Here is a 26324-nt window from a genome sequence, read left to right as displayed (position 1 = left end):
GCGCGCGGGCGATGATCATTCCAGTATAGCAACTTAAGGCCGGTTTTGCAAGGCGAACCTCGGGGGCGCGCGATGCGTTCGGCGCCCATGCGGATCGGATGGTGCTGCAAATGGGTGCCGCCGGCGGGCGATGACCGGCCGGCGGCCTCGATGAACCTGCGCGACACGACGGTCACGGCGCTCAGCCGGCTCGGGCCGGCGGAGGCGACGGCGAAGCTGCTCGGCCTGGTCAAGGGAAACATGGCGGCGCTGGCCGCGCAGGTGGAGGAGGCAGCCGCAGCGCCGCCGCTCGAGCGGTGCCTCCGCATCATCTCGAGCGTGCTGCCGGTCTACACCCACCCCGTCGCCAGGCCGCGCTACGCGGAGCCGGCGCTGCGGGAGATGGTGGAGCGCGGGCTCACCGCCATCGGCGAGCGGGCGCGGGCGGCGGGGGTGCGGCTGTCCATGCATCCCGGGCAGTTCTGCGTGCTGTCCACCGAGAACCCCCGGGCGCTGGCCAACAGCGTCGAGGAACTGGACTACCATACCGAGGTGATGGGGATGCTCGGCCTCGCCGGCGGCTGGCACCGGGAGGGGGCGCATATCAACATCCATGGCGGGGCGCGGGCGCCGGGGATCGAGGGGTTCCGGCGGGGCTTCGACCTGCTGTCGGAGGAGACGCAGGGGCTGCTGACCGTCGAGAACGACGAGATCGCCTATGGGCTGGACGACCTGCTGCCGCTGGCCGAGACCCTGCCGATCGTGCTCGACCTGCATCACCACTGGTGCCATTCGCAGGGCGAGCACATCGCCCCCGATGACCCGCGGATCGAGCGGGTGAGGGAGAGCTGGCTTGGGGTGCGGCCCATGGGACACCTCAGCGCGCCGCGGGAGGGGCTGCTGCCGGGCGGGCTCGACCTCAACACCCTGCCCGATTTCGGGGCGCTGGTGGCGGCCGGGGTGCCGGCGCGGGAGATCCGGGCGCATTCGGAGCGGATGTGGAACCGGGCCATCAACGACTGGGCGGCCGGGCACCTGGCCTGGACCGACCTCGAGGTGGAGGCGAAGGGGAAGAACCTCGCCAGCCATGACCTGGCGGAGGCGGTGGCGCAGGGGAGGGTGGCTTCGCTCGCGGCAAGCCTGTAGAAGGCGCCTCCGCACCCCCTCCAGGACCTCGTTGCAAGACCATGGCCACCGTTCTTCTCGTCATCCACCTCTTCGTCACCCTGGCCCTGATCGGGGTGGTGCTGCTGCAGCGCAGCGAGGGGGGCGGGCTCGGCATCGGCTCCTCCCAGGGGATGGGGTCCTTCATGACCGGGCGGGGGACGGCCAACCTGCTGACCCGGACGACGGCGGTTCTCGGCACGGCCTTCTTCGTGCTGTCGCTGGCGCTGGCGCTGCTCGGGCGGGGCACGGGGCTGCGCGGCTCGATTCTCGACGCGGCCCCGCCGCCGCCCGCCGCCACGGCACCTGCTGCCCCCGCCACCCCCGCGGCCCCAAGCGTCCCGACCAACTAGCTGCCGCGCTTCCGGCCAAACTGAAGGTTTCCAAGGGCCTTTCGGGCCTTGATGGGCGGGCACGGGAGCGGCGAAGCCCCGTCCGAGGCGAGTCGCGCGGCTACAAGTCCCCGTACCGCATGGCTGATCCTTCCCTGGACCGTGCCATCCCGGGTAGCGGAGCGCGCCGGAGCCGGTTATGAAGGGCGCCCATGGCGCGGTTCGTATTCATCACCGGCGGCGTGGTCTCCTCCCTCGGCAAGGGCATCGCAGCGGCATCCTTGGGTGCCTTGTTGCAGGCACGCGGATACAAGATCCGCCTGCGCAAGCTCGATCCCTATCTGAACGTGGATCCGGGGACCATGTCGCCCTATCAGCATGGGGAGGTCTTCGTCACCGATGACGGTGCGGAGACCGACCTCGATCTCGGTCACTATGAGCGCTTCACCGGCGTGCATGCGACCAAGGCCGACAACTGGACGACGGGGCGGATCTACTCCGACGTCATCGCCGCAGAGCGGCGGGGGGACTACCTCGGCGGCACCGTCCAGGTGATTCCGCACATCACCGACAAGATCAAGGAAGTCGTCCAGGCCGAGACGGATGGCTACGACTTCATCCTAGTTGAGGTGGGCGGCACGGTCGGCGATATCGAGTCGCTGCCCTTCCTCGAGGCGCTTCGGCAGCTGGCCAACGAGCTGGGGCCGACGCGGAGCCTCTTCGTCCACCTGACGCTGTTGCCCTACATTTCCTCGGCGGGCGAGCTGAAGACCAAGCCGACGCAGCACAGCGTGAAGGAGCTGCTCGGATTGGGCATCCAGCCGCAGGTGCTGCTCTGCCGCTGCGACCGGCCGATCCCGGAGAACGAGCGGCGAAAGATTGCCCTGTTCTGCAACGTCCGTCCGGAGAGCGTGATCCCGGCGCTGGATGCCAGCACGATCTACGACGTGCCGATCCAGTACCATGCCGAGGGCATGGACCAGGAGGTGCTGCGGCATTTCGGCCTTTCGGCCTATGGCGAGCCGGACATGCGGCGCTGGGACCGCATCGTCCACTCGATCAAGCAGCCGGAGGGCGAGGTCACCATCGCCGTCGTCGGCAAGTACACCAACCTGCTCGACAGCTATAAGTCCCTGATGGAAGCGCTGACCCATGGCGGGATCGCGCACAACGTGAAGGTCAACCTCGACTGGGTCGACAGCGGCGTCTTCGACGAGCGACGCGGCGACGAGGCGGTGAAGCGGCTGGAGGGGGCGAGCGGCATCCTCGTGCCCGGCGGCTTCGGCGAGCGGGGGACGCCGGGGAAGATCGAGGCGGTGCGCTTCGCCCGCGAGCGGAAGGTTCCCTTCTTCGGCATCTGCTTCGGGATGCAGATGGCGGTGATCGAGGCGGCGCGCAATCTCGTCGGGCTGAAGGGCGCGTCCTCGACCGAGTTCGGCCCCTGCGAACATCCCGTGGTCGGGCTGATGACGGAGTGGCTGCGCGGCAATGCGCTGGAGCGGCGCAATGCGATGGGCGACCTCGGCGGGACGATGCGACTCGGCGCCTATGCGGCGAAGCTGTCCGAAGGGTCGCTGGTGCGCGAGGTCTATGGCGGCGCGGCGACGATCGAGGAGCGGCACCGGCACCGCTTCGAGGTCAACGTCAACTACAAGGACCAGCTCGAGGAGGCTGGGCTGCGCTTCTCCGGCATGTCGCCGGATGGAGAGCTGCCGGAGATCGTTGAGTATCCGGACCATCCCTGGTTCATCGGCGTGCAGTTCCATCCGGAACTGCTGTCGAAGCCCTTCGCGCCGCATCCGCTGTTCCGCGGCTTCATCGGGGCGGCGGTGAAGCAGGCGCGGCTGGTCTAGGGCAAACTCCGGCCAGGTCGACTTGCCCGGTCGGAGGAATTCGCTCGATCAAGCACCAATCCGGAGCGGGCTTCGCGAGCCGAGGCGAACGGAAACCGCTCCAAAGTCCTCCATGCTCCTGTAACTTTGGGGAAAGCCACGGCGCGGCATGGTGCCGGCGGTTGCGCTTGACCTGAGCGCCCGCCGGGGGTCTCTCTCGGCGGCATACCAGCCAGAAGGGACACCGCATGGTCCGGCCTCGCCTGATGCTCCTCGCCCTGCCGCTGCTCGCGGGCTGCGCCCAGATGGGGGAGCGGCCGGAGCCGCCGGCCCCCGCCTCGCTGCGCTTCGCCCAGACGCTCGACCAGGCGGATGACGCGGTGGAGGCGGCGATCGGGCGGATGGACGGGTTCGAGCGCATGGCCCTGAGGGAGGACAACGCAATCGCCTTCGCCATCGGCGGGCGGCAGGCGCCGGCCGGGCGCTTCACCGCGCCGCCGGCCGGGGCGGCGGAGGCGGCGGGGCGGGTGCTGACGCCGGCCTTCGCCGCGCTCGGCGACTATGCCCATGTGCTGGCGGAGGCCGCGGCCGGGCAGCGGGTGCGGGATGAAACGGTCGGGAACGGCCAGGCGCTGGCCCAGGCGGCGGCGAGGGGGCTCGAGGCCGTCCGGGCCGCGAGCGGCACGCCGGTGCTGGAGCCGGTGCGCACGGCGGGGCTCGCCGGCATCGCGGCACTGGCCGACCTGCCGGCGGTGCTGGCGCAGCGGCGGGAGGCGCCGAGCCTCGCCGCGCTGGTGCAGGAGGGGCAGCCGCATGTGGCCGCGGTCATCGCCATGCTGCATGCGGTGATCGGGCCGGAGCCTGGGCTCGGCACCCGCGGCGCCATCCGCGCGCGGCGCGAGGGGCTGGACGCGCAGCAGGCGCGCTTCCTCGCCGCGCTCCGCAATGACGGGCGGATCGGGGCGGGGGAGCGCTACAGCATCTTCCGCAGCCTCTCCGAGGGGCGGGACAACGACCCCGCGCAGGGCAACCTCGCCACCATCAACGACGTGCTGACCGCGATCGAGCAGGCGCATGCGGCGCTCGCGGCCGACGGGCCCGATGCCTCGGCCAAGGTGGCGGCGCTGGAGCTGGCCGTGGCGCGGCTCAGGGCGCTCACCGAGGGCGCCCGGCGCGGGTGAGGAAGGCGCTGGTCCTGGCGGCGCTCGGCTTCGGCGGCGTGGTGGCCTGCGGGCTGGCGTCGGAGGGGGTGGCCGCCTGGGCCGCGCCGCTCGTCATCCTCGGGCTCGGGGCGGTCGCCATGGCGATGCGGTCGGAGCCTGAGGAGGGCGGCGAGGGCAGCCCGGATGGCGTCGTCGCCCATGGGGATGGCGGCGGCGGTGGCGATGGCGGGAACGACGACGGCGGAGATGCCGGAGGTGACGGGGGCGGCGGCGGGGACGGCGGGGGCAAGTAGGCCTGGCCGCGACCGGGCCTCTCCCGGAAAGTTGGGGTCTTGCCGCCCGGCGGCGGGGCCGGTATCCGCGCGCTGAGAGAGCCGGAGGTCCCCCATGTCCGCCATCGTCGACATCATCGCCCGCGAGGTCCTCGACAGCCGCGGCAACCCCACCGTCGAGGCCGAGGTGGTGCTGGAGAGCGGCGCCATCGGGCGGGCCATCGTGCCCTCCGGCGCCTCGACCGGCGCGCATGAGGCCGTCGAGCTCAGGGACGGCGACAAGGCGCGCTTCGGCGGCAAGGGCGTGCAGAAGGCCGTGGCGAATGTCGAGGGCGAGATCTTCGACGCGCTGTCGGGGATGGACCCGACCGAGCAGGTCCGCATCGACGAGACGATGATCGAGCTGGACGGCACGCCGAACAAGGCGCGGCTCGGGGCGAATGCGATCCTTGCCGTGTCGCTCGCGGTCGCCAAGGCGGCGGCGGAGGAGCTGGGGCAGCCGCTCTACCGCTATGTCGGCGGCGTCTTCGCCCGCACGCTGCCGGTGCCGATGATGAACATCATCAATGGCGGCCAGCATGCCGACAACCCGATCGACATCCAGGAATTCATGATCATGCCGGTCGCGGCCGGCACGCAGGCGGATGCGGTGCGGATCGGCGCCGAGGTCTTTGCCGCGCTGAAGAAGCAGCTGCACGATGCCGGGCACAACACCAATGTCGGCGACGAGGGCGGCTTCGCGCCGAATATCGGCTCGGCGGACGAAGCGCTCTCCTTCATCGCCCGCGCCTGCGAGGCGGCGGGGCACCGGGTCGGCGAGGACATCATGTTCGCCCTCGACTGCGCCTCGACCGAGTTCTTCCAGGGCGGCGTCTACACGATGGAGGGCGAGGGCAAGACGCTCGACCAGGCGGGGATGGTCGACTACCTCGCCGGGCTCTGCGCCAAGTGGCCGATCATCTCCATCGAGGACGGCATGTCCGAGGATGACTGGGCGGGGTGGAAGCTGCTGACCGAGAGGCTCGGCGGCAAGGTGCAGCTGGTCGGCGACGACCTCTTCGTCACCAACCCGGAGCGGCTGCGCCAGGGGATTGAGAGCGGGACGGGCAATGCGATCCTGGTCAAGGTCAACCAGATCGGCACGCTGACCGAGACGCTCGAGGCCGTCGAGATGGCGCACCGGGCGGGCTACAAGGCGGTGATGAGCCACCGCTCGGGCGAGACCGAGGATGCGACCATCGCCGACCTCGCCGTCGCCACCAATTGCGGGCAGATCAAGACGGGCTCGCTCAGCCGCTCGGACCGGCTCGCCAAGTACAACCAGCTCATCCGCATCGAGCAGCAGCTCGGCACCGCGGCGCGCTATGCGGGGCGGACGATCCTCAGGCGGTAGGAATTCGGCGGCAAGCCGCCGATCCCGCTTGCCAAAACCCGCCCCGGCTGGTGCTTATAGGCCGGGGATTGGGGGATTCCGGACATGTCCTTCGGACGTGCGGTGAAGCGCAAGCTGGCGGAGGCTCTGCCGCCGGTCGGGCTGGCGCTGCTCTGCGGCTATTTCATCTGGCACTCGCTGCATGGCGAGAGCGGGCTGCTGGCGCGGGAGCAGAAGCAGCAGCAGATCGCCGAGGCCCGGGCCACGCTGGCGCGGGCCGAGGCGGAGCGGGATTCGATGGAGCGCAAGGTCAACGGGCTGCGCGGCGAGCGCATCGACCGGGATGAGCTCGACGAGCGGGCGCGGACGCTGCTGAACCTGGTCAGCAAGGACGAGATCGTCATCCCCTACGAGGCGCAGCGCCGCCTCTACTGACCGTCAGGGCGGCGCCGCCGGGCTGCGGGCGCCGACCCAGCGCCAGCCATTGCCGCGGCCGGCGAGGCGGGCCAGCGCGTCCTGCGCGGCCCAGAAGGCCCTGACCTTCCATCCCCCCGCGCCGGCTAGGCCAAGCCCGGCCCAGGGCGTGAAGGGATTGCCGCGCGCATAGGCCCAGATGGCGATGCGGCAGGCCGCGGCCTCGCTGATCCCGCGCCGGTGGAAGCCGCTGGTATCGGCGATGACCAGAGTATTGGCCTGGACGGCGAGCTTCCGCGGCGGCGGATAGCCGAGGCGGGCGAGCCGTGCCTCCTCGATGCGGAGCGAGCCCTCGCCGGTCAGCCGGTCCGCATGCCGCGCCGCGGTGACGGAGAGGCGGCGCTCCCAGGCGAGGTGGCGCCGGGTCGGGCGATGGGAGCCGGGGACATAGGTGAAGCCCGCCGCATCGCCCGGGACATCGGTGAGGAAGAGCCACGACTTCACCGTCGGGTGGAAGGTGTCGGTGTGGAAGTGGCTCTGCACATCCGGCGGGGCGTCGCGGACGCCGCTGAAGACCGTCTGCACGAAGCGATGCGGCGGCAGGCGGTGGGAGCCGGCATAGTCGTGCAGCGCGCGGTAGCGCGGGCAGGCCAGGGCCTCGGCCGTCGCGGGCAGGGCCGGCAGGGTCAGCGCATCGAGGGGGATGAGGCGGGTCAGGCTGTAGCCGTCGACGAATTCCCGCGCCTCGGCCTGCTGGCCGAGGAGCTCGGCGCGCATCGGGGCGAAGGCGGCAGGCGGCAGGAAGTCCGGGATGGCGAGGTAGCCGTCGCGGTCGAAGGCGGCGCGATCGGCGGGGGAGAGCGCCTCGGCCAGCCGGGCGCGGCGCCGGCCTGCCATCCGGGCGGCGAGGCTCTTGCGGGCGATGTGCAGGCCCAAGCGGTTCAGCGCCGGGCTGCCGAGGACCGGGTTGCCGCGGAAGGACTTGGCGCTGCTCGCCAGCGCCAGGGCGTGCAGCGGGGCGAGCAGCCAGCCGGTCCAGCTAGGCATCCGGCTCTCCTACGAGGTCACGAAGTTGAGAGGCAAGCTTATCCCGGGCGCGGGCCTGGCGCGTCAAGCAGAACCGGATGATGCGTCCCGGGTGGAACTGCTTTGCGCTTCTTGCGCTTGCTGGGGGCGTGCGGGAAACGGGCGGCAAGCCTGCTGCGCCGCACCTAAACCATATTAACCGACATCTGGTTAATCGCCGTATTTCCTTGCCCTGGCTGGGTTTTTTCGCGGGCGCTCGCTTGTCGTCAAGGGCTGGGGCGCGTAATTCGAGGCGCTGAGACATCGCAGGCAAGGGAGGGGACCGCATGGCCCAGGCAGCGGAAGCCACAGGCGCGAAGCGCCGTGGGAAGGCGGCATCGGCGCCGCCGATGACGCAGGAGCAGCTGCTGCAGGCCTATCGGGACATGCTGCTGATCCGCCGCTTCGAGGAGAAGGCGGGCCAGCTCTACGGCATGGGGCTGATCGGCGGCTTCTGCCACCTCTATATCGGGCAGGAGGCGGTCGTCGTCGGCATGCAGGCCTGCCTCGAGCCGGGCGACCAGGTCATCACCTCCTACCGCGACCACGGCCACATGCTGGCGACGGGGATGGAGGCACGCGGCGTCATGGCCGAGTTGACCGGGCGCTCGGGCGGCTATTCCCGCGGCAAGGGCGGCTCCATGCACATGTTCAGCCGGGAGAAGGGCTTCTTCGGCGGGCATGGCATCGTCGGCGCGCAGGTCTCGCTCGGCACCGGGCTCGCCTTCGCCAACTGGTACCGGGAGTCGCGCAACGTCTCGCTGACCTATTTCGGCGAGGGCGCCTCCAACCAGGGGCAGGTCTTCGAGAGCTTCAACCTGGCGGCGCTGATGAAGCTGCCGGTCATCTTCATCATCGAGAACAACAAGTACGGCATGGGCACCAGCGTGGAGCGGGCCAGCGCCTCGCGCGACCTGTCGAAGAACGGCGCGGCCTGGGGCATCCCCGGCGAGCAGGTCAACGGCATGGATGTCATGGCCGTCAAAGAGGCGGGCGAGCGGGCGACGGCGCATTGCCGCGCGGGGAACGGGCCGTACCTCCTCGAGATGAAGACCTATCGCTATCGCGGGCATTCCATGTCCGACCCGGCGAAGTACCGCACCCGCGAGGAGGTGCAGAAGATGCGCGAGCAGTCCGACCCGATCGAGACGGCGCGCAAGCTGCTGTTGGAGGGCGGCCTCGAGGAGGCGGCGCTCAAGAAGATTGACGACGAGGTGAAGGCGGTGGTCCAGGAGGCGGCCGACTTCGCGCAGTCCAGCCCCGAGCCCGACGAGGCCGAGCTCTGGACCGATGTGCTGGTGGAGGCGCGCTGAGATGGGTGTCGAGATCCTGATGCCGGCCCTCTCCCCGACCATGACGGAGGGGAAGCTCGCTCGCTGGCTCAAGAAGGAGGGCGATGCGGTGAAGTCCGGCGACGTCATCGCCGAGATCGAGACCGACAAGGCGACGATGGAGGTCGAGGCGGTCGACGAGGGCACGCTGACCAAGATCGTCGTGCCGGAAGGGACGGAGGGCGTTGCCGTCAACTCGCCGATCGCCGAACTCGATGGCGGCGGTGCCGGCTCGAAGGGCGTGGCGCCGGGGCATGACACGGAAGCGCCGAAGCATCCGGCGCCGCCGGCGGCGGCGAGCCCCGTGGTCGGGGAGGTGGCGAAGCAGGCCGAGGATTACGGCGCCGTCGCCCAGCGCGGGACGGAGCGCCACGAAGGCGCCGCCAAGATGGGCGAGGCGGCGGCCGCGCCCGAGAAGGATTGGGGCCCCACCAAGCCGATGACGGTGCGCGAGGCGCTGCGCGACGCCATGGCGGTCGAGATGCGGGCCGACGACAAGGTCTTCCTCATGGGCGAGGAGGTCGCGCAGTACCAGGGCGCCTACAAGATCAGCCAGGGCCTGCTCGACGAGTTCGGGCCACGGCGCGTCATCGACACGCCGATCACCGAGCATGGCTTCACCGGCATGGCGGTAGGCGCGGCCTTCACCGGGCTCAAGCCGATCGTGGAGTTCATGACCTTCAACTTCTCGATGCAGGCGATCGACCAGATCATCAACTCGGCGGCCAAGACGCTCTACATGAGCGGGGGCCAGCTCGGCTGCCCGATCGTCTTCCGCGGGCCGAACGGCGCGGCGGCGCGCGTCGCCGCGCAGCATTCGCAGTGCTATGCGAGCTGGTACGCGCATGTGCCGGGGCTGAAGGTGGTGGCGCCCTGGTCCTCGGCCGATGCCAAGGGGCTGCTGCGCTCGGCGATCCGCGACCCCAACCCGGTGATCGTTCTGGAGAACGAGATCCTTTACGGCCACACCTTCGACTGCCCGACGGCCGACGACTTCATCGTCCCGATCGGCAAGGCGAAGGTGGAGCGCGCCGGCAAGGACGTGACCATCGTTGCCTATTCCATCGCCGTGACCTGGGCGATGCAGGCGGCGGAGGAGATGGCGAAGCAGGGAATCGAGGCCGAGGTGATCAACCTGCGCTCCATCCGGCCGTTGGATGCGGAGACCATCGCGCAGTCGGTCCGCAAGACCAACCGGCTGGTGACGGTCGAGGAGGGCTGGCCTTACGCCAATATCGGCGTCGAGGTCGCCATGCAGGTGATGGAGGCGGCCTTCGACTACCTGGATGCGCCGCCCGTCCGCGTCTGCGGCAAGGACGTGCCGATGCCCTATGCCGCGAACCTCGAGAAGCTGGCGCTGCCGACGATCCCCGAGATCGTCGATGCGGTGAAGCGCGTGACCTACAAGTAGGGGGGAGCGGGGAGATGGCGACCAACATCCTGATGCCTGCGCTCTCGCCGACCATGACGGAAGGCACGCTGGCGCGCTGGCTCAAGAAGGAAGGCGACCAGGTCAAGGCCGGCGACATCATCGCCGAGATCGAGACCGACAAGGCGACCATGGAAGTCGAGGCCGTCGATGAGGGCGTGCTCGGCAAGATCCTGGTCGCGGACGGCACCCAGGGCGTGAAGGTGAACGATACCATCGCCGTGCTGGTGGAGCCGGGCGAGAGCGTCGGCGAGGCGCCCAGGTCGGGCGGGTCGGCGGGGAACGAATCGCCCTCGCAGCCAGCGATCGAGGCGGTGAAGGCGGATGGCGGCAAGGTTGCGGGTGCGGCCGAGCAGCCGATCGAGGCGCCGAAGCCCTCGCCTCAGCCGCAGTCGCTCAACTCGCAGCCGCTGCCGCCGGTCGCCAACGGGCATGCCAAGGGGGAGGAACGCATCTTCGCCTCGCCGCTGGCGCGGCGGATGGCGCAGCAGGCGGGGCTCGACCTGGCCGGCATCCAGGGCAGCGGGCCGGCGGGCCGGATCGTGAAGTCGGACATCGAGGCGGCGCTGAACCGGCCGAAGCAGGCGCCCGCGGCGCAGCCGGCGCCGGCCGCCCCGGCCCCGGCGGCTGCCCCGGCGCCGAAGCCGGCCGCGCCCGCGCCGACCGTCACCCAGCCGCATACGCCGGTGCCGAACTCCACCATCCGCAAGGTCATCGCCCGGCGGCTGGCGGAGTCGAAGCAGACCATCCCGCATTTCTACGTCACGATGGATTTCGAGATCGACGCGCTGCTCAAGCTGCGCGCCGACCTCAACGCGAAGTCGCCGAAGGAAGGGGCAGGGGCCTTCAAGCTCTCGGTCAACGATCTCGTCATCAAGGCGGTGGCGACGACGCTGCGGCGCTTCCCCAGTGTCAACGCCATGTGGACGGATGAGGCGATCCTCCAGTTCCAAGACGTCGACATCTCTGTCGCGGTCTCGACGCCGACCGGGCTCATCACTCCGATCGTGAAGCAGGCGGACCGCAAGGGGCTGTCGGCGATCAGCAACGAGATGAAGGACCTCGCGGCGCGGGCCAAGGCGAACAAGCTGAAGCCCGAGGAATTCCAGGGCGGCGGCTTCAGCATCTCCAATATGGGGATGTATGGGGTGCGGGAGTTCAGCGCGATCATCAACCCGCCGCAGGCCGGCATCCTCGCCGTCGCGGCGGGCGAGCAGCGGCCGGTGGTGCGCAAGGGCGAGCTCGCGGTCGCCACGGTGATGACCTGCACGCTCTCGGTCGACCACCGCGTCATCGACGGCGCGCTGGCAGCGGAGTTCATGCAGGCGCTGAAGGGCGTCATCGAGGATCCGCTGAGCCTGATGCTGTGACCCTCCATCTCCGCGACGTCCAGCCGGGCGATGAGGGGCTGGTGCTTCGCTTCGTCCGCGCGCTCGCCGAGTACGAGAAGCTGCTCCATGAGGTGACGGCGACGGAGGAGCATTTCCGCCGCCTGCTCTTCGACGAGCCCCGGAGGGCGGAGGCGCTGATTGCGGAGTGGGAGGGGAAGCCGGTCGGCTTCGCCTTCTGGTTCTACAGCGTGTCGACCTTCGACGGGGCGCCGAAGCTCTATCTCGAGGATGTCTTCGTCGAGCCGGAGCGGCGCGGGCGCGGCATCGGGGGGGTCATCTTCGCCGAGCTCGCCCGGCGGGCGCTGGCGGCCGGCTGCGGCCGGATGGAATGGGCCGTGCTCGACTGGAATGCGCCCTCCATCGCCTTCTACCGCTCCATCGGCGCGCGGCCGCGCGAGGGATGGACCCAGCAACAGCTCAGCGGCGCGGCGCTGCAGGCGCTCGCCGCGCGGGAGGATTGAGAATGGCTGAGACCCAGAGCTTCGACCTTGTCGTCCTCGGCGGCGGCCCGGGCGGCTATGTCGCCGCCATCCGTGGCGCGCAGCTCGGCATGAAGACGGCGCTGGTGGAGCGCGAGCATCTGGGGGGCATCTGCCTCAACTGGGGCTGCATCCCGACCAAGGCGTTGCTGCGGAGCTCGGAGATCAACCACCTGCTCCACACGCTCGATGCCTATGGCTTCGCGGCGGACAACATCCGCTTCGACCTCGGCAAGATCGTCAAGCGCAGCCGCGCGGTGGCGGGGCAGCTCTCGGGCGGCGTCAAGCACCTGCTGCGGAAGAACAAGGTCACGGTCTTCGACGGGCAGGGCAAGCTCGCCGGGCCCGGCAAGATGTCGGTCAGCAAGGACGGCAAGCCGGTCGCGGAGCTGGCCTCGAAGCACATCATCCTGGCGACCGGTGCGCGGGCGCGGACGCTCCCGGGGTTGGAGGCGGACGGCAAGCTCGTCTGGTCCTACAAGGAGGCGATGGTGCCGCCCTCGATGCCGAAGTCGCTGATCGTCATCGGCTCGGGCGCGATCGGGGCGGAGTTCGCCAGCTTCTACCTCAATCTCGGGGCGCAGGTGACGCTGGTCGAGGTGATGGACCGCATCCTCCCCGTCGAGGATGCGGAGATCAGCGCCTTCGTCCGCAAGGCCTTCGAGAAGCAGGGGATGAAGATCCTGACGGAGGCCAAGGTGCAGGGGCTGCGCAAGGCCGCCGACAGCGTCACCGCCATCATCGAAGCGGGGGGCAAGGTGCAGGAGGTGACGGCCGATCGCGTCATCTCCGCCGTCGGCATCGTCGGCAATGTCGAGGATATCGGCCTCGAAGGCACCAAGGTGAAGGTCGAGCGGACCCATGTGGTGATCGACGAGTATTGCCGGACGGGCGAGCCGGGGGTCTATGCCATCGGCGACCTGACTGGGGCGCCGTGGCTCGCGCACAAGGCCAGCCATGAGGGCATCCTCTGCGTCGAGACCATCGCCGGCATCGAGGGGGTGCATCCGATGGATGTCCTCAACATCCCCGGCTGCACCTATTGCCGGCCGCAGGTGGCGAGCGTCGGGCTGACCGAGGCGGCGGCGAAGAAGGCGGGGCACGAGCTGCGCGTCGGGCGCTTCCCCTTCATCGGCAACGGCAAGGCGATCGCCATGGGCGAGCCGGAGGGGCTCATCAAAACCATCTTCGACGCCAAGACCGGGGAGCTGCTGGGCGCCCACATGGTCGGGCCCGAGGTGACGGAGATGATCCAGGGCTACACCATCGCCAAGACCATGGAGACGACGGAGGAGGAGCTGATGCAGAGCATCTTCCCCCATCCGACGATTTCGGAGGCGATGCATGAGGCGGTGCTTGATGCCTATGGCCGCGTGATCCACATGTGACCCATGACGACCCGCATCGAAATCAGGCACCCGGAAAAGGCGCGTGATGCCGTGAGGCATCCGGAGAAAGTCCGGCGGCCCGACAACCCGATCCAGCGCAAGCCGAGCTGGATCCGGGTGAAGGCGCCGACGCATCCGATCTATCACGAGACCCGGGCCTTGATGCGGGACCAGAAGCTGGTCACGGTCTGCGAGGAGGCCGCCTGCCCCAATATCGGCGAGTGCTGGTCGCAGCGCCACGCCACCATGATGATCATGGGCGAGACCTGCACCCGCGCCTGCGCCTTCTGCAACGTGGCGACCGGGCTGCCGAAGGCGCTCGATGCCGACGAGCCGCGGCGCGTTGGGGAGGCGGTGGCGACGCTCGGCTTGCGGCATGTGGTGATCACCAGCGTCGACCGGGACGACCTGCCGGATGGCGGCGCACGACACTTCGCCGAGACCATCCGGGCGATCCGGACGGCGACGCCCGAGACCACCATCGAGGTACTGACGCCGGACTTCCTTCGCAAGGACGGGGCGCTCGAGGTGGTGGTCGAGGCCCGGCCGGATGTCTTCAACCACAATCTCGAGACCGTGCCGAAGCTCTACCCGAACATCCGGCCGGGGGCGCGCTACTACCACTCGCTCCGGCTGCTGGACGGGGTGAAGCGGCTGGACCCGACCATCTTCACCAAGTCCGGCCTGATGGTCGGCCTTGGGGAGGAGCGGATCGAGGTGCTGCAGGTCATGGACGACATGCGGAGCGCCGAGGTCGACTTCCTCACCATCGGCCAGTACCTCCAGCCGAGCGTGAAGCATGCGGCCGTGGACCGGTTCGTGACGCCGGACGAGTTCGAGGACTATGCCCGGATGGCGCGGTCCAAGGGCTTCCTGCTGGTCTCGGCGACGCCGCTGACCCGCAGCAGCTACCATGCGGATCGCGACTTCGCGGCATTGCGGACGGCGCGGGAGCGGCAGCTTGCCATGGCGCCGGCGGGTGCCACCTAAGGCCCATGCCGACCCATGCCGAGAGGCGCATCCTGCGCTACACCCCGGAGCAGCTTTTCGCCCTCGTCGCGGATGTGCGCCGCTATCCCGAATTCCTGCCCTGGTGCGTCGGCGCCCGGGTGATCTCGCAGACGGATGACAAGCTGGTCGCCGACCTGACCATCGGCTTCAAGCTGTTCCGGGAGAGCTTCCGCAGCGAGGTGCAACTGGAACGGCCGCACGACATCCATGTGCAGTACATGAACGGGCCGTTCCGCTACTTGAACAACCACTGGAAATTCGTCCCCCACCCGCAGGGCACGCAGGTCGAGTTCTTCGTCGATTTCGAGTTCCGCTCCCGTCTGCTGCAGGCCGTGATCGGCACCGTCTTCAATGAGGCGGTGCGGCTGATGGTCCGAGCCTTCGAGCGGCGGGCCATGCAGCTCTACGGCCGGCCGAACGGGGCAGCGAGCGCGGTGCCGGCCGCCTGATCAGCGCGGCTGATCCGCGGCATCAGACTTTTGTGTTGGCGAGGGCCGGGCCGGTCGCGGCAGGCTCCTGTCCATGACCTACATCCTCTATGGCGACCAGGGGTCGGGCTCGGCTCCGGTGGAGATGGCGCTGGCCGAGATCGGGGCGCCGGTGGAGCTCAGGCCGGTGCCGCTTGAGGGCGACCACCAGCTGGCGGAGGACTACCGGCGGATCAACCCGATGGGGCGCATCCCGACGCTCATCCTGCCGGACGGGACGGTGGTGACGGAGAGCCTCGCCATTCTGCTGACGCTGGCCGACCGGCATCCGGAGGCCGCGCTGCTGCCGCCGTCCGGCGATCCGGGCCGGGCCGTGGCGCTGCGCTGGATGGCGCTGATCGCCGGCGAGTTCTATCCCTGCGTGACCCGGGGCGACTACCCGGAGCGGTTCAGCGCCGATTCCTCCCATGCGCCGGCGATCCGGGCGCGGGCCTTCGAGATGGGGCGGGCGGTCTGGCGCCTGGTGGAGGACGGCATCGCGCCGGCGCCCTACCTGCTGGGCGGGCGGTTCTGCGTCGCCGACCTCTACCTCGCCTTCCTCTCGCGCTGGATGGGCGGGCGGGAGTGGACGCCGGCCAATTGCCCGAGGGTGGAGGCGCTGGCCCAGGCGGTCGCGGCGCGGCCGCGGGTCGCGCCGGTCTGGGCGAAGCACATCTAGCCGCGTGCGGGGAGTTGCCAGCGCGGCCGGGTCGCCGCAGGGTCGCGGCGATTGAGAGGAAGTCCCGCCATGGTCCATGCCCCCGCCCGCCCGCCCGCCGGCGCCCCGCCCGTCCGCATCAACCTCTACTCCGACACCCAGACCCGCCCGGGCCCGGCGATGAAGGAGGCGATGATGCGCGCCGAGGTCGGCGACGAGCAGCATGGCGACGACCCGACCGTCCATGCGCTCTGCGACCGGATGGCGGCGTTGATGGGCAAGGAGGCGGCCGTTTACCTGCCGTCGGGGACCATGTGCAACGTCATCGCCATCCTGACCCATTGCGGCAAGGGCGACGAGGTCATCGCCCATGAGACGAGCCACATCCTCCACAGCGAGGGCGGCACCCATGCGGCGCTGACCGGGGTCCAGATCCACCCGCTGCGGGGGCCGCGCGGGCAATTCACCGCCGATGACGTGCGCGCCGCGATCCGGCCGAGGACGCGCTACGCCCCGCCGCAGCGGCTGCTGGAGGTGGAGCAGACGGCGAATATCGGCGGCGGCACGGTCTGGCCTCTGGCGCAGCTCAACGAGGTCGCCGCCGTCGCCCATGAGCAGGGCTGGTCGACGCATATGGACGGCGCCCGGCTGATGAATGCCTGCGTCGCCGCCGGGATCGCGCCGAGCGAGATGGTCGCGCAGTACGACAGCGTCTGGCTCGACTTCACCAAGGGGCTCGGGGCGCCGCTCGGGGCGGTGCTCTGCGGCTCGGCGGAGTTCATCGGCCAGGCCTGGCGGTGGAAGCAGCGGCTCGGCGGCTCCATGCGGCAGGCGGGCATCTGCGCGGCGGCCTGTCTTTATTCGCTCGATCACAATGTGGACCGGTTGGCCGAGGACCATGCCAATGCCAAGGCCCTGGCGCGGGGCCTGCGGCAGATCCCCGGGATCGTGGTGGAGGAGCCGGACACCAACCTGGTCTTCTTCGATGTCCGCGATACGGGGCTGACGGTGGAGGCGCTGCAGGCGCGGCTCGCGCTCAAGGGCATTGCGGTGAGTGGGCTCGGTGGGCGCGTCAGGGCCTGCACCCATCTCGATGTCTCGGCGCCCATGATCGAGGAGGCCGTGGCGGCGATCCGCGAGGCGGTGAGCCGCTGAGCCGGGCCGCGACCGGAGGGCGGGCGGAACTCTCCGGCCGGCAGGCCGAGGCGGCGGCGGAGGCGGCGCTTGTCGCCGAGGGCTGGCTCGTGCTGGCGCGGCGGGTGCGGACAGCGGCCGGGGAGATCGACCTCGTCGCCGAGCGGGAGGGGCTGCTGCGGGCCGGCGAATGCTGGCTCGCCGCCAACCCCGGCCGCGGCGGGGCGGGGGTGCGGTTCGACCTGCTGCTCGTCGCGGCCGACGGGACGGTGCGGCGGATCGCAGATGCCTTCCGGCTGGAATAGCTACCCGGCCAGCGAGCGGGCGAGTTCCAGGACCTCGGCCACGGTCGCGGCGCGGACGGCGGTGCGGTCGCCGGGAAAGACGCGGCGCAGCGTCACGGTCCGCCCGCTGCGTTGAGCCGCTGCCATATGCACCAGGCCGACCGGCTTGCCGGGCGTCGCGCCGCCGGGACCGGCAATGCCGGTGCAGCTGACGGCGATGCCGGCACCGCTCGCCCGCAGCGCGCCCTCGGCCATGCGGCGGGCGACGGTCTCGCTGACGGCGCCGTAGCCCTCGATCACTCCCATCGGGATGCCGAGCATCCCGGCCTTCGCCTCGTTGGAATAGGTGACATAGCCGCGGGCCACCACGGCGGAGGAGCCGGGGATCGCCGTCAGCGCCGCGGCGATGAGGCCGCCGGTGCAGCTCTCCGCCGTGGCGAGGGTAAGGCCGCGCGCCTCGAGCAGGGCGAGCAGGCTGCGGGCGGCGTCGAGGGTCTCTTCGGGCAGCATCCTGGGGCAAGCCTACAGGGGAAGGCCCGGCCAGGCGAGGCGCAGCAGCAGCAGGAGCGCGCCCGCCATCGCTCCGGCCACGACATCGTCCAGCATGACGCCGAAGGGGCCGTGCTGACGGTCGGCCCAGCCGACCGGGCCCGGCTTCGTCACGTCGAAGAGCCGGAAGAGCAGGAAGGCCAGCAGGATCCCCCAGCCGGTCGGCTCGGCCGGCAGGGCGGTGAGGGCCAGGAGCTGGCCGGCCCCCTCGTCAATCACCACCCAGCCCGGGTCGGCACGGCGGTCGGTGGCCAGCAGCCGGTCGACGGCCCAGAGGCCAAGCACGGTCAGCAGGAAGGCGAGGGCCAGGCAGGCCGTGGGGCCGAGCAGGGCGAGGGGGAGCACGAGGGCCGAGCCCCAGCTTCCCGGCGCCGGACGGAGCAGGCCGATGCCGCCCATCGTCGCCACGAAGCGGAGCGGCGTCATCTTCACCGGACCTGGGCCAGGAAGCGGTCGAGGGCGGCGAGGCAGGGCGGCTCGAGCAGCGTCGGCGCATGGCCGATGCCGGGGAGGGAGACGAACTCCATCTCCGGCCGCGCCGCGCGCATGCGCTCTGCCGTCCCGGCGGAGAGGATGGCGCTGGCCTCGCCGCGGATCAGCAGCAGAGGGATGGCGGGCAGGCCGTGGAAGAGCGGCCAGAGCTCGGTTGGGCCGGCCTCGCGCGGCATGGCGGCGAGGATGCGGGTGTCCCAGCGGGGATGCAGCCGGCCGTCGGGGCCGCGGGCATAGGTGGTCTCGGCGACGGCCCGCCAGCCTTCCTCGGGGATGCCGAGGGGCGGCAGGACCTGCTGGAGGAAGCCGGCAGCCTCCTCGATCGTGCCGAAGGCGGGGTCGCGGCCGATGAAGCCGCGGACCTCGTCGAGGCCCACCGGCTCGAGCCGGGGGCCGGTGTCGTTCAGGGCGAGGGCGGCGAGCGTCATGGGGCGCAGGATGCCGAGCGCCATGCCGAGGATGCCGCCGAAGCTGGTGCCGAGGATGGCGACGCGGTGCAGGTGCAGCGCCGCCATCGCATCCGTCAGGTCGCGGATGGCGCCCTCGACCCGGTAGCGCGCCGGGTCGGCGGCGCGCCCGCTCTCGCCATGGCCGGCATAGTCGAGCGCCACGACCCGGCGGCGGCCGCGGTAGCGGAGCGCGACGCCGGTGAAGTCGAGCGCCGTCCGCGCGATGCCCGGCAGGCAGAGCAGCGGCACCGCCGCCGGATCGCCCGGCCATTCGAGCGCCGAGAGGCGGAGGCCGTCGCGGGCGCTGAAGGCGATGCGGCGCGGCAGCGCGCTCACGCCGCGAGCCAGCGCGTCATCGGATGCGGCAGGGCGGCGGCTGCGGGGTCGCGGGCGCGGTAGATGGCCATGTTCTCGATCACCCGCTGCACATAGTTGCGGGTCTCGCCGAAGGGAATGAGCTCCATCCAGTCGAGCATGGCGGTCGTGCCGCCGCGCGGGTCGCCGAAGGTGCCGATCCACTCGTCGACGCGGCCGGGCCCGGCATTGTAGCCGGCGATGGCGAAGGGCAGCGTGCCGGCGAAGCGGTCCAGCAGCTGGGCGAGGTAACCGGCGCCGAGGCGCATGTTAAGCACCGGGTCGGCGGTCAGCATGCCAACGGCATAGGGCAGTGAGAGGCGGCGGGCGACGAGCTGCGCGGTGCTGGGCAGCAGCTGCATCAGCCCGCGCGCATTGGCGGAGGAGACGGCCTCGGGGTCGAAATTGCTCTCCTGGCGGGTGATCGCATAGGTCAGGGCCGGCTCCGGCCCATCGGCCGGGGCGGGGTAGGGGGTGGGCCAGCCATCGGCGAGCAGCATGAGGCCGGTGGCGCCGGCGCGGCGGGCGACCCAGACCGCATGGTCGGGGCGGCCGATGCGGCTGGCCAGCTGGGCGACGAGGACGCGCTCGGCCGGATCGGCGGCGGTCTCCTCCAGGCGGAGGAGGAAGGTGCGGGCGCGCCGGGTCTCGCCGATATCGGCCAGCGCCAGGACCAGGCGGGCCATCTCGTTGCCGGCGAAGCCGGCGGCCAGGCTGGCGGAGGCTGCGGGCACGGGGGTGCGGGCGATGCGCGCGGAAAGGGCGGCGCCGTCCTCGCCGATGGCGAGCGCTCCGAGCTGGCCGTAGAAGGTGACCGGGAATTCGGCAGCGGCGGCATAGCGCTGGCGGGCGGCGGCCGCATCGCCGCGGGCCGCGAGGGCCCGGCCCTGCCAGTAGAGGGCGCGGGCGCGGGTGATGACGCTGCGGCTGCCCTCGGCGAGCAGGGTGAAGTGCCGCTCGGCCGAAGCGGCGTCGTCCAGCCGCCGGAGGGCGATGAAGCCGGCGAGGAATTCGGCCTCCTGCCGCGCCTCGCCCGGCACCTCGAGGCCGTGGCGGGCGGCGACGGCATAGGCGGTGCGCGGGTCGCCGAGGCGGATCAGCTTGCGGGCGAGGAGCTGGCGCTCCGGCCAGGCGGCGCGGGCGACCTCCTGCGTCGGCGCAGGGCTCGTCGCCCAGCAGGCGGCGGCCTCGGCATCGCGGTCGCGGCGGCGGAGCCAGCGGGCGCGCTCGAAGGCCAGGGCGGCGTCGGCGGCAGCAGCGGTGGCGAGCGCCGGGAGGTCCGCATCGGCCTGGTCGGCGGCATAGGCGAGGCGGGCGGCGGCGATGCCCTGCCGGGCCGGGTCGAGATAGGCGAGGGTGCGGCCGGCCGCCGCCGCCTCGCGGGCAAGCGCCAGGCGGTCGAAGCGCTGCCAGTGGTGCTCCGGCGTCAGGCTGGCGGCGTTGCGGTCGAGGTAGCCGGGCTCCGCGATCGGGTCGGCCGGTGCCTCCTGCCAGCCGATGCGGATGATCTTCGCCGCCTCCTCGCCGCGGCCGGCGCGGGCCAGGGCATCGGCGAGGCGTTGGTAGCCCTCCAGCGTGCGCGGGGCGCGGGCGGCGAAGTACTCGGCGGCGAGGGTGTCGTTCGGGTCGGCGGCGAGCGCCTCCTCCGCCCGGCGGGACAGCGCCTCCTGCGCCGGCCAGGCGGGATTGGCGAGGGCGAAGGCCGCGATCTCCGGCGCCGTCGCGCCGCTGCCACGGGATTGCAGGCGCATCCAGGCGACGAGCTTGCGGATCAGCGGGTCGGCGGAGAGGGCGGCGGCATCGGCCTCGGCCCAGCGCTGGCTGCCGGCGAAGGCGACGGCCTGACGGCCCGCCGAGCGCATGGTCTCCGCGGCGCCGGGGCCGGCGGATTGGGCGAGGCCCCCTTGCGGCAGGGCAAGGGCGAGCGGCAAGGCGAGGACGGTGCGGCGGCGCATCGGTGCGGTGTATCCTGATTCGCCGGGTGATGTCGCATGCGCGAACTAACGGTTTCCGAAGCCGTTCCGCCTCGCGGCCGCGCGGCGCGCCGATCAGGTGATTCCACCTGACCGGAGATTGCTCTAATGTCGCGCGCTCGCCACGGAGGAAACGGGTCATGTTCAGGGGATCGATGGTCGCGCTGATCTCGCCGATGCGGAGCGATGGATCCCTGGACGAGAAAGCCTTCCAGGAGCTGGTGGAGTGGCAGATCGCCGAGGGCACCGAGGGCCTCGTCCCGGTCGGCACGACGGGCGAGAGCCCGACCCTCAGCCATGCCGAGCACAAGCGGGTGGTGGAGCTCTGCGTCGAGGTGGCGCGCGGCCGGGTGCCGGTGATCGCCGGCGCCGGCAGCAACAGCACCGCCGAGGCGATCGACTTCGTCAAGCACGCCAAGGCGGCGGGGGCGGATGCGACGCTCGTCGTGACGCCCTACTACAACAAGCCGACGCAGGAGGGGATGTATCTCCACTTCAAGGCGCTGGCGGATGCGGCCGACCTGCCGCTCTTCATCTACAACATCCCGCCGCGCAGCGTGATCGACATGAGCGTCGAGACCATGGCGCGGCTGGCGCGGCACCCGAACATCGTGGGCGTCAAGGACGCGACCGCCAACCTGGCGCGGCCGCTGCACACGCGGCGGGCCTGCGGCGCGGACTTCATCCAGCTCTCGGGCGAGGATCATACGGCGCTGTCCTTCAACGCGGCCGGCGGGCATGGCTGCATCAGCGTCACCGCCAATGTGGCGCCGAGGCTCTGCGCCGAGATGCACAAGGCCTGGCGCGAGGGGCGGATCGCCGAGGCGATCGGCATCCAGGACCGGCTGGTGCCCTTGCACGACGCGCTCTTCGCCGAGACCTCGCCGGGGCCGGTGAAGTATGCCGCCAGCCTGCTCGGCAAGGGGAGCGACCACTGCCGCCTGCCGATGGCCCCGGTCTCCGAGCCGGTGCGGAAGCGGGTGCGGGAGGCCATGGTTTCCGTGGGCCTGCTTAACTAAGTATCCCCCATGGCAGACACGAAAAAGAAGGGGCTGATCTCGCATGGCATCGCGGCGCAGAACCGCCGCGCCCGCTATGACTACACGATCGGCGAGACCATCGAGGCCGGCATGGCGCTGGTCGGGCCGGAGGTGAAGTCGCTCCGCGCCGGCCGCGCCACGCTCAGCGAGGCCTGGGCGGGCGAGCGCGACGGCGAAATGTGGCTCTTCAACTGCACCATCCCCGAATGGCAGGCGGGCAGCACCGTCGCCCGCTTCGAGCCGACGCGGCCGCGCAAGCTCCTGCTGCACCGGAAGCAGGTGCAGGAGCTGATCGGCAACATCGCGCGCGAGGGCGCGACCATCGTGCCGATGCAGATCCATTTCAACGAGAAGGGCCGCGCCAAGGTGCTGCTCGGCGTGGCCGAGGGCCGGAAGAAGCACGACAAGCGCCATGCCATCGCCGAGCGCGACTGGGCGCGGGACAAGGCGCGGCTGATGCGGGCGCGGGGCTAGCCCGCCGGCTCAGATCTCCGCATAGATCTCAATGACGTTGCCGTCCGGGTCGCGGAAGAAGATGGTCCGGTGGCCGAAGGGGTGGTCCGTCGGCGGCGAGACCAGGACGACCCCCTTGGCCTCCAGCTCGGCCGCGCAGGCCGCGACCATCGGCGGCGCGACGCGGAAGGCGAGCTGCACCGACAGCGCGCCCGGCGCCGGCGGCGGATCGTCGAAGCGCCCGCCATGCGTCGTCAGCGCCAGCGTCACCGAGCCGATGCGCTACTCGAACCAGCGGTCGCTGAGGCGGCGAGACAGCGGGAACTCCAGCACCCGCTTGTAGAAATCCCGCATCGCCGCGAGGTCGCGCGCGAAGAGCACCGTGTAGTCGAGCTGGCCGATCTGGCCGAGCGCGGTCATGGCCCGCCTTGCGGGCCGGGGCAGCTCAGACCCGGGCCAGCTTGCGGATGGCGCTCGCCATCGGGCGCCGGCCCTCGCCCATATAGCCCTCGTGGTACTCCTCGATCCGCGCCGGGTCGTAGAGGTAGTTGACCATCAGCCCGGCGCTCTCGCGCATCCCCTTGTCGGAGGTGTCGCCGCGCCAGTTCAGCCGCTCGATCCGCGCGCCGTTGGAGAGGTGGAAATGCTCCACCGGGTCGCGCGCCCGCTTCGGGTTCCGCGCCGAGGCGGCCTGGACCAGATAGGTGGCGCAGAGACGCGTCAGCACCGGCTCCAGCAGCTTGGCCAGCGCCTCCTCCCGCTGCCAGCCGCGGCGGGCGAGGATGCGGGCGAGGGTCTGGGCCGGCGTCTCCACCGCCATGGAGGGGGCGCTGGTAGTGGCGGCGCCGCCCTCGGCCGGGGCGGGGAGGGCGAGCATGGCGGGCGCAGCGGCGCGCAGCGCGGCCAGCTCCTCCTCCGTCACCAGCCCGGCCTCGCCCTCGGCGATGCGCTCCTGCAGCCAGCGGCAGAAGCCGGGGATGGGCGAGAGGGTGGAGAAGGCCTTCAGCCCCTTCAGCTCCTCGCCCAGCAGCGCCACCACCCGCTTGATGAGGAAATTGCCGAAGCTGATGCCGTCTAGCCCGCGCTGGCAGTTGTTGATGGAGTAGAAGATGGCGGTGTCGGCCTGGGCCGAGTCGAGCACCGGCGCCTTCTCGTCCAGCAGCTTCTGGACGCTGCCGGCCAAGCCCTTCACCAGCGCCACCTCGACGAAGATCAGCGGCTCCTCCGGCATGCGGGGGTGGAAGAAGGCATAGCAGCGGCGGTCGCTGTCGAGCCGGTTCTTCAGGTCGCGCCAGGTGCGGATGCGGTGCACAGCCTCGTAGCTGACCAGCTTCTCCAGCAGGGCAGCGGGGCTGTTCCAGTCGATCCGCCGCAGCTCCAGGAAGCCGACATCGAACCAGCTCGCCAGCAGGCCGCGCAGGTCGCTCTCCAGCGCGCCGAGGAGGGGGTCGCCGTCCGTCAGCCGCAGCAGCTCGCCGCGCAGGTCGACCAGGAATTTCACCCCGTCCGGGATGGTCGTGAACTGCGTCAGCAGCCGCAGCCGCGGCGGCTCCAGCGCACGGCGGAGGCGGGCCTGGGCGCTGGCCCGCTCGGCGGCGTCGGCGGCGGCCTGGACGCGCTCCATGGCGGCGCGGACCGTGGCCTCGTCGGAGTCGAAGGCGGCCAGCGTGCGGAGGAAGCCGATGCGGCCCGGCGCGTCGAGGCCCAGATAGGCACGGGCCAGCTTGGCGGCGCGGTTGCGGGCCGACAGCTCGCCGCCGCGGTCCTCGAGGCAGGCGCGCATCTGCTCGGCGATGCCCTCGGCCTCGGCGCCGGTGACCCGGTCGGCCATGTCGCGCCAGAGGCTGGTGACGCGGCGGAGGGCACGGTCGAGGAGGCCGGCTTGTTCCAGGACTTCGGACATGGTCGGGCCCTTCAGGGAAGCGCAATGAAATCCTATGTAACCTAATGCGAGCAAGCGGATTCCGTCAGGTCCTCCGCGCCTCCGCCGCTGCCGCTGGCAGGAGAGTGATCAGGTCCTCGGCCAGCAGGCCGGGGCCGTGGCGGCGGGCGGCCTCGCCCTGCAGCCAGGCGCCGGCGGCGGCGGCTTCGAAGGGCGGCATGCCCTGGGCCAGCAGCGCGGCGATGGTGCCGGCCAGGACGTCGCCGGTGCCGCCGGTGGCGAGGCTCGGCGGGGCGTTGTGGTTGATGATCACCTGGCCGTCCGGCGCAGCGATGACGGTGTCGGCGCCCTTGAGCAGCACCACGGCGCCGGTGCTGGCGGCCGCCTGGCGCGCCGCCTCGGGTTTGTCCGAACCGATGGGGCCGAAGACGCGGCTGAACTCGCCGGCATGGGGGGTGAGGATGGCGGCGCCCTGCAGCAGCTCCGGCGTGCCGGCGGCGGCGCCGAGGGCGCCGGCATCGGCGACGAGCTGCCGGCCGGCGCCGATCACCTGGCGGATGGCGGTGCGGGTCGCCCCATCGGGTTCGAGGCCGGGGCCGATCAGCCAGGTGGCGCGGCGCCCGTCGGCGAGCAGGGTCTCGATCGAGGCTTCGGTGACGAGGCTGCCAGGTTCGGCCGCACCGTAGAGTGCGGCCGCGGCGGCGTCCGGAGCGCGGATGCTGACGAGCCCGGCACCCGCCCGGTGCGCGGCGCCGGCGGCGAGCCGGGCCGCCCCGGTCATCGCCGCGCCGCCGAGGATGGTCAGGTGGCCGCGGGTGTATTTGTGCGAGGAGGCGTCGAGGCCGGGCAGGCGCCAGAGGCCGGGGCCGTTGCGGCGGCAGCGCGGGGCAATGGCGGCGAGGACCGAGGCAGGCAGGCCGATCTCGGCCAGCAGCGTCTCGCCGCAGAGGCCGCGGCCGGGGAGCAGCAGGTGGCCGGGCTTGAGGCGGAAGAAGGTGACGGTGAGGGCGGCTTGCGGGGCGAAGCTCTGCACCTGGCCGGTCGCGCCATCGAGGCCGGAGGGCGTGTCGACGGCGAGGATAGGCGCGCGGCAGGCCTGCAGCACCTCGGCGACGAGGCCACCGACCGGGCGGGCGAGGCCGGCGCCGAAGACGGCATCGATGACGAGGCCGGCGCGCCCTGCCTCCTCCACCGAGAAGGGGACCAGCGGGCCGCGCCAGCGCGCCGCCGCGGCCGCCGCATCGCTGCCGGGGCGGGGTGGCGCCGAGGCTGCGACGGCGATGGGCCAGCCCGCCGCCTCCAGCAGGCGCGCCGCGACATAGCCGTCGCCGCCGTTATTGCCGGGGCCGGCGAGGACCAGGGTGCGGCAGGGGCGGAAGCGGCGTCCTGCGGCCCGTGCCACGGCGCGGCCGGCCGCCTCCATCAGGCGAAGCGTGGGGATGCCGGCCTCGGCCGCCAGCGCATCCGCCCGGGCCATCTCGGCGGGGGTGAGCAGTTCCGGGGCTGGGTCCACCGCCATCGATCCGTGCTCCGTCTGAACCGGCAGGGCCCTTATGCGTCCTGAGGGGGCAAGTTTCCGAAGGAGCGGAGAATGCCGCGCATCTCGCTGTCCACCGTCATCGCGCCGCTGCTGATCGTGATCACCCTGGCGCTCGGCTTCCACAAGATGACTGCCGACAAGCCGGAGGGGCCGCCGCCGCCGACGACGGCCGCCTACCGCGAGGCGACCGGTGCCGGCCCGACGCCGAACCAGCCGGCGGCGGCGAATTCGAACACCAGCGGCACCGGCGGCTCGGGCGGCTGAGCGCCTAGAGCAAACTCCGATCAGGTGGAAACACCCGATCGGGGGCATTTGCCCGGCCAAGCAATGGATGAGAGCGGCTTCCGTGAGCCACTGGGAACGGAAACCGCGCTAGCAGCCTGTCGGATTTGGGTTTGCCGGTGGTTTGTTGGGTGGCGAGAGGGTC

The 26324-nt window shown here is 71.4% G+C and carries 27 protein-coding genes and 1 pseudogene; 20 read left to right on the top strand and 8 right to left on the bottom strand.

What is annotated here, in order from left to right; genetic code table 11:
- The first annotated feature begins 72 nt into the window (after positions 1–72).
- From AC5JJ1_RS23250 to AC5JJ1_RS23220, 7 genes are all read left to right on the top strand, one after another.
- Complete coding sequence (locus AC5JJ1_RS23250; protein ID WP_495787491.1) at positions 73–1125, top strand: hypothetical protein; 1053 nt, start codon at positions 73–75, stop codon at positions 1123–1125.
- Positions 1126–1166: 41 nt separating this feature from the next.
- Complete coding sequence (secG, locus tag AC5JJ1_RS23245) at positions 1167–1496, top strand: preprotein translocase subunit SecG (RefSeq protein ID WP_495787490.1); 330 nt, start codon at positions 1167–1169, stop codon at positions 1494–1496.
- A 191-nt stretch (positions 1497–1687) separates the two neighbouring features.
- Positions 1688–3328: a CTP synthase gene (pyrG, locus tag AC5JJ1_RS23240; RefSeq protein ID WP_495787489.1), complete on the top strand. Its 1641-nt coding sequence runs from the start codon at positions 1688–1690 to the stop codon at positions 3326–3328.
- Positions 3329–3555: 227 nt separating this feature from the next.
- On the top strand, positions 3556–4488 hold the full coding sequence (locus AC5JJ1_RS23235; RefSeq protein ID WP_495787488.1) for a hypothetical protein: 933 nt from the start codon (positions 3556–3558) through the stop codon (positions 4486–4488).
- A complete protein-coding gene (locus tag AC5JJ1_RS23230) occupies positions 4485–4763 on the top strand; it encodes a hypothetical protein (protein WP_495787487.1) in 279 nt (92 codons plus the stop codon). Before AC5JJ1_RS23235 ends, AC5JJ1_RS23230 begins: the two co-directional genes overlap by 4 nt.
- Positions 4764–4857: 94 nt before the next feature.
- On the top strand, positions 4858–6135 hold the full coding sequence (gene eno, locus AC5JJ1_RS23225) for a phosphopyruvate hydratase (protein ID WP_495787486.1): 1278 nt from the start codon (positions 4858–4860) through the stop codon (positions 6133–6135).
- A gap of 84 nt (positions 6136–6219) precedes the next feature.
- The gene (locus AC5JJ1_RS23220) at positions 6220–6549 is read left to right on the top strand and encodes an FtsB family cell division protein (RefSeq protein ID WP_495787485.1); all 330 of its coding nucleotides are present in this window, start codon (positions 6220–6222) and stop codon (positions 6547–6549) included.
- A 3-nt stretch (positions 6550–6552) separates the two neighbouring features.
- Here AC5JJ1_RS23220 and AC5JJ1_RS23215 read toward each other — a convergent pair whose 3' ends face one another.
- Entirely contained in the window at positions 6553–7575 is a 1023-nt protein-coding gene (locus tag AC5JJ1_RS23215; protein ID WP_495787484.1) for a phytanoyl-CoA dioxygenase family protein, read from the bottom strand.
- Between the two features lie 305 nt (positions 7576–7880).
- Here AC5JJ1_RS23215 and pdhA point away from each other — a divergent pair, with 305 nt between their 5' ends.
- The 10 genes from pdhA to AC5JJ1_RS23165 all read left to right on the top strand — a co-directional run bounded on the left by pdhA (position 7881) and on the right by AC5JJ1_RS23165 (position 17186).
- Positions 7881–8906: a pyruvate dehydrogenase (acetyl-transferring) E1 component subunit alpha gene (gene pdhA / locus AC5JJ1_RS23210; RefSeq protein WP_495787483.1), complete on the top strand. Its 1026-nt coding sequence runs from the start codon at positions 7881–7883 to the stop codon at positions 8904–8906.
- Position 8907: 1 nt separating this feature from the next.
- Positions 8908–10335, top strand: coding sequence for a pyruvate dehydrogenase complex E1 component subunit beta (locus AC5JJ1_RS23205; RefSeq protein WP_495787482.1), 1428 nt, complete (start codon positions 8908–8910; stop codon positions 10333–10335).
- 14 nt (positions 10336–10349) lie between these two features.
- Complete coding sequence (locus AC5JJ1_RS23200) at positions 10350–11723, top strand: pyruvate dehydrogenase complex dihydrolipoamide acetyltransferase (protein ID WP_495787481.1); 1374 nt, start codon at positions 10350–10352, stop codon at positions 11721–11723.
- Positions 11720–12205 (top strand): GNAT family N-acetyltransferase, encoded by a 486-nt coding sequence (locus tag AC5JJ1_RS23195; protein WP_495787480.1) that lies wholly within the window; start codon positions 11720–11722, stop codon positions 12203–12205. Before AC5JJ1_RS23200 ends, AC5JJ1_RS23195 begins: the two co-directional genes overlap by 4 nt.
- Positions 12206–12207: 2 nt before the next feature.
- The gene (gene lpdA / locus AC5JJ1_RS23190) at positions 12208–13611 is read left to right on the top strand and encodes a dihydrolipoyl dehydrogenase (protein ID WP_495787479.1); all 1404 of its coding nucleotides are present in this window, start codon (positions 12208–12210) and stop codon (positions 13609–13611) included.
- 3 nt (positions 13612–13614) lie between these two features.
- Entirely contained in the window at positions 13615–14601 is a 987-nt protein-coding gene (gene lipA, locus AC5JJ1_RS23185) for a lipoyl synthase (protein ID WP_495787478.1), read from the top strand.
- 5 nt (positions 14602–14606) lie between these two features.
- Positions 14607–15071 carry a type II toxin-antitoxin system RatA family toxin gene (locus AC5JJ1_RS23180; RefSeq protein WP_495787477.1) on the top strand — a complete coding sequence of 155 codons (465 nt, stop codon included), beginning with the start codon at positions 14607–14609 and terminating at the stop codon, positions 15069–15071.
- 73 nt (positions 15072–15144) lie between these two features.
- Positions 15145–15768 (top strand): glutathione S-transferase family protein, encoded by a 624-nt coding sequence (locus AC5JJ1_RS23175; protein WP_495787476.1) that lies wholly within the window; start codon positions 15145–15147, stop codon positions 15766–15768.
- Positions 15769–15837: 69 nt separating this feature from the next.
- Complete coding sequence (locus AC5JJ1_RS23170) at positions 15838–16902, top strand: threonine aldolase family protein (protein WP_495787475.1); 1065 nt, start codon at positions 15838–15840, stop codon at positions 16900–16902.
- Complete coding sequence (locus AC5JJ1_RS23165; RefSeq protein WP_495787707.1) at positions 16827–17186, top strand: YraN family protein; 360 nt, start codon at positions 16827–16829, stop codon at positions 17184–17186. Before AC5JJ1_RS23170 ends, AC5JJ1_RS23165 begins: the two co-directional genes overlap by 76 nt.
- Here AC5JJ1_RS23165 and AC5JJ1_RS23160 read toward each other — a convergent pair whose 3' ends face one another.
- The 4 genes from AC5JJ1_RS23160 to AC5JJ1_RS23145 are packed head-to-tail and all read right to left on the bottom strand — an operon-like array spanning position 17187 to position 20964.
- Complete coding sequence (locus tag AC5JJ1_RS23160; RefSeq protein WP_495787474.1) at positions 17187–17675, bottom strand: CinA family protein; 489 nt, start codon at positions 17673–17675, stop codon at positions 17187–17189.
- A 12-nt stretch (positions 17676–17687) separates the two neighbouring features.
- Positions 17688–18140 carry a phosphatidylglycerophosphatase A family protein gene (locus AC5JJ1_RS23155; protein WP_495787473.1) on the bottom strand — a complete coding sequence of 151 codons (453 nt, stop codon included), beginning with the start codon at positions 18138–18140 and terminating at the stop codon, positions 17688–17690.
- Positions 18141–18142: 2 nt separating this feature from the next.
- A complete protein-coding gene (locus AC5JJ1_RS23150) occupies positions 18143–18991 on the bottom strand; it encodes an alpha/beta fold hydrolase (RefSeq protein WP_495787472.1) in 849 nt (282 codons plus the stop codon).
- A complete protein-coding gene (locus AC5JJ1_RS23145; RefSeq protein WP_495787471.1) occupies positions 18988–20964 on the bottom strand; it encodes a lytic transglycosylase domain-containing protein in 1977 nt (658 codons plus the stop codon). The genes AC5JJ1_RS23150 and AC5JJ1_RS23145 overlap by 4 nt, the downstream gene beginning before the upstream one ends.
- Before the next feature lie 158 nt (positions 20965–21122).
- On the opposite strand from AC5JJ1_RS23145, the gene dapA reads away from it, so the two are divergent.
- The gene (gene dapA, locus AC5JJ1_RS23140; protein ID WP_495787470.1) at positions 21123–22001 is read left to right on the top strand and encodes a 4-hydroxy-tetrahydrodipicolinate synthase; all 879 of its coding nucleotides are present in this window, start codon (positions 21123–21125) and stop codon (positions 21999–22001) included.
- A gap of 9 nt (positions 22002–22010) precedes the next feature.
- Positions 22011–22496: an SsrA-binding protein SmpB gene (gene smpB, locus AC5JJ1_RS23135; RefSeq protein WP_495787469.1), complete on the top strand. Its 486-nt coding sequence runs from the start codon at positions 22011–22013 to the stop codon at positions 22494–22496.
- A 9-nt stretch (positions 22497–22505) separates the two neighbouring features.
- Here the strand turns inward: smpB and AC5JJ1_RS23130 are convergent.
- The 3 genes and pseudogenes from AC5JJ1_RS23130 to AC5JJ1_RS23120 all read right to left on the bottom strand — a co-directional run bounded on the left by AC5JJ1_RS23130 (position 22506) and on the right by AC5JJ1_RS23120 (position 25876).
- Positions 22506–22895: pseudogene (locus AC5JJ1_RS23130) on the bottom strand (VOC family protein).
- A 25-nt stretch (positions 22896–22920) separates the two neighbouring features.
- Entirely contained in the window at positions 22921–24378 is a 1458-nt protein-coding gene (locus AC5JJ1_RS23125) for a malonyl-CoA decarboxylase (protein ID WP_495787468.1), read from the bottom strand.
- Between the two features lie 64 nt (positions 24379–24442).
- The gene (locus tag AC5JJ1_RS23120; RefSeq protein ID WP_495787467.1) at positions 24443–25876 is read right to left on the bottom strand and encodes an NAD(P)H-hydrate dehydratase; all 1434 of its coding nucleotides are present in this window, start codon (positions 25874–25876) and stop codon (positions 24443–24445) included.
- Between the two features lie 72 nt (positions 25877–25948).
- Here AC5JJ1_RS23120 and AC5JJ1_RS23115 point away from each other — a divergent pair, with 72 nt between their 5' ends.
- On the top strand, positions 25949–26161 hold the full coding sequence (locus tag AC5JJ1_RS23115) for a hypothetical protein (RefSeq protein ID WP_495787466.1): 213 nt from the start codon (positions 25949–25951) through the stop codon (positions 26159–26161).
- Positions 26162–26324: the final 163 nt, after the last annotated feature.

The organism is Belnapia sp. (genome assembly GCF_059504005.1).
Note: the sequence above shows the minus strand (reverse complement) of the source record. Positions and strands in the feature narration are given on the sequence as shown.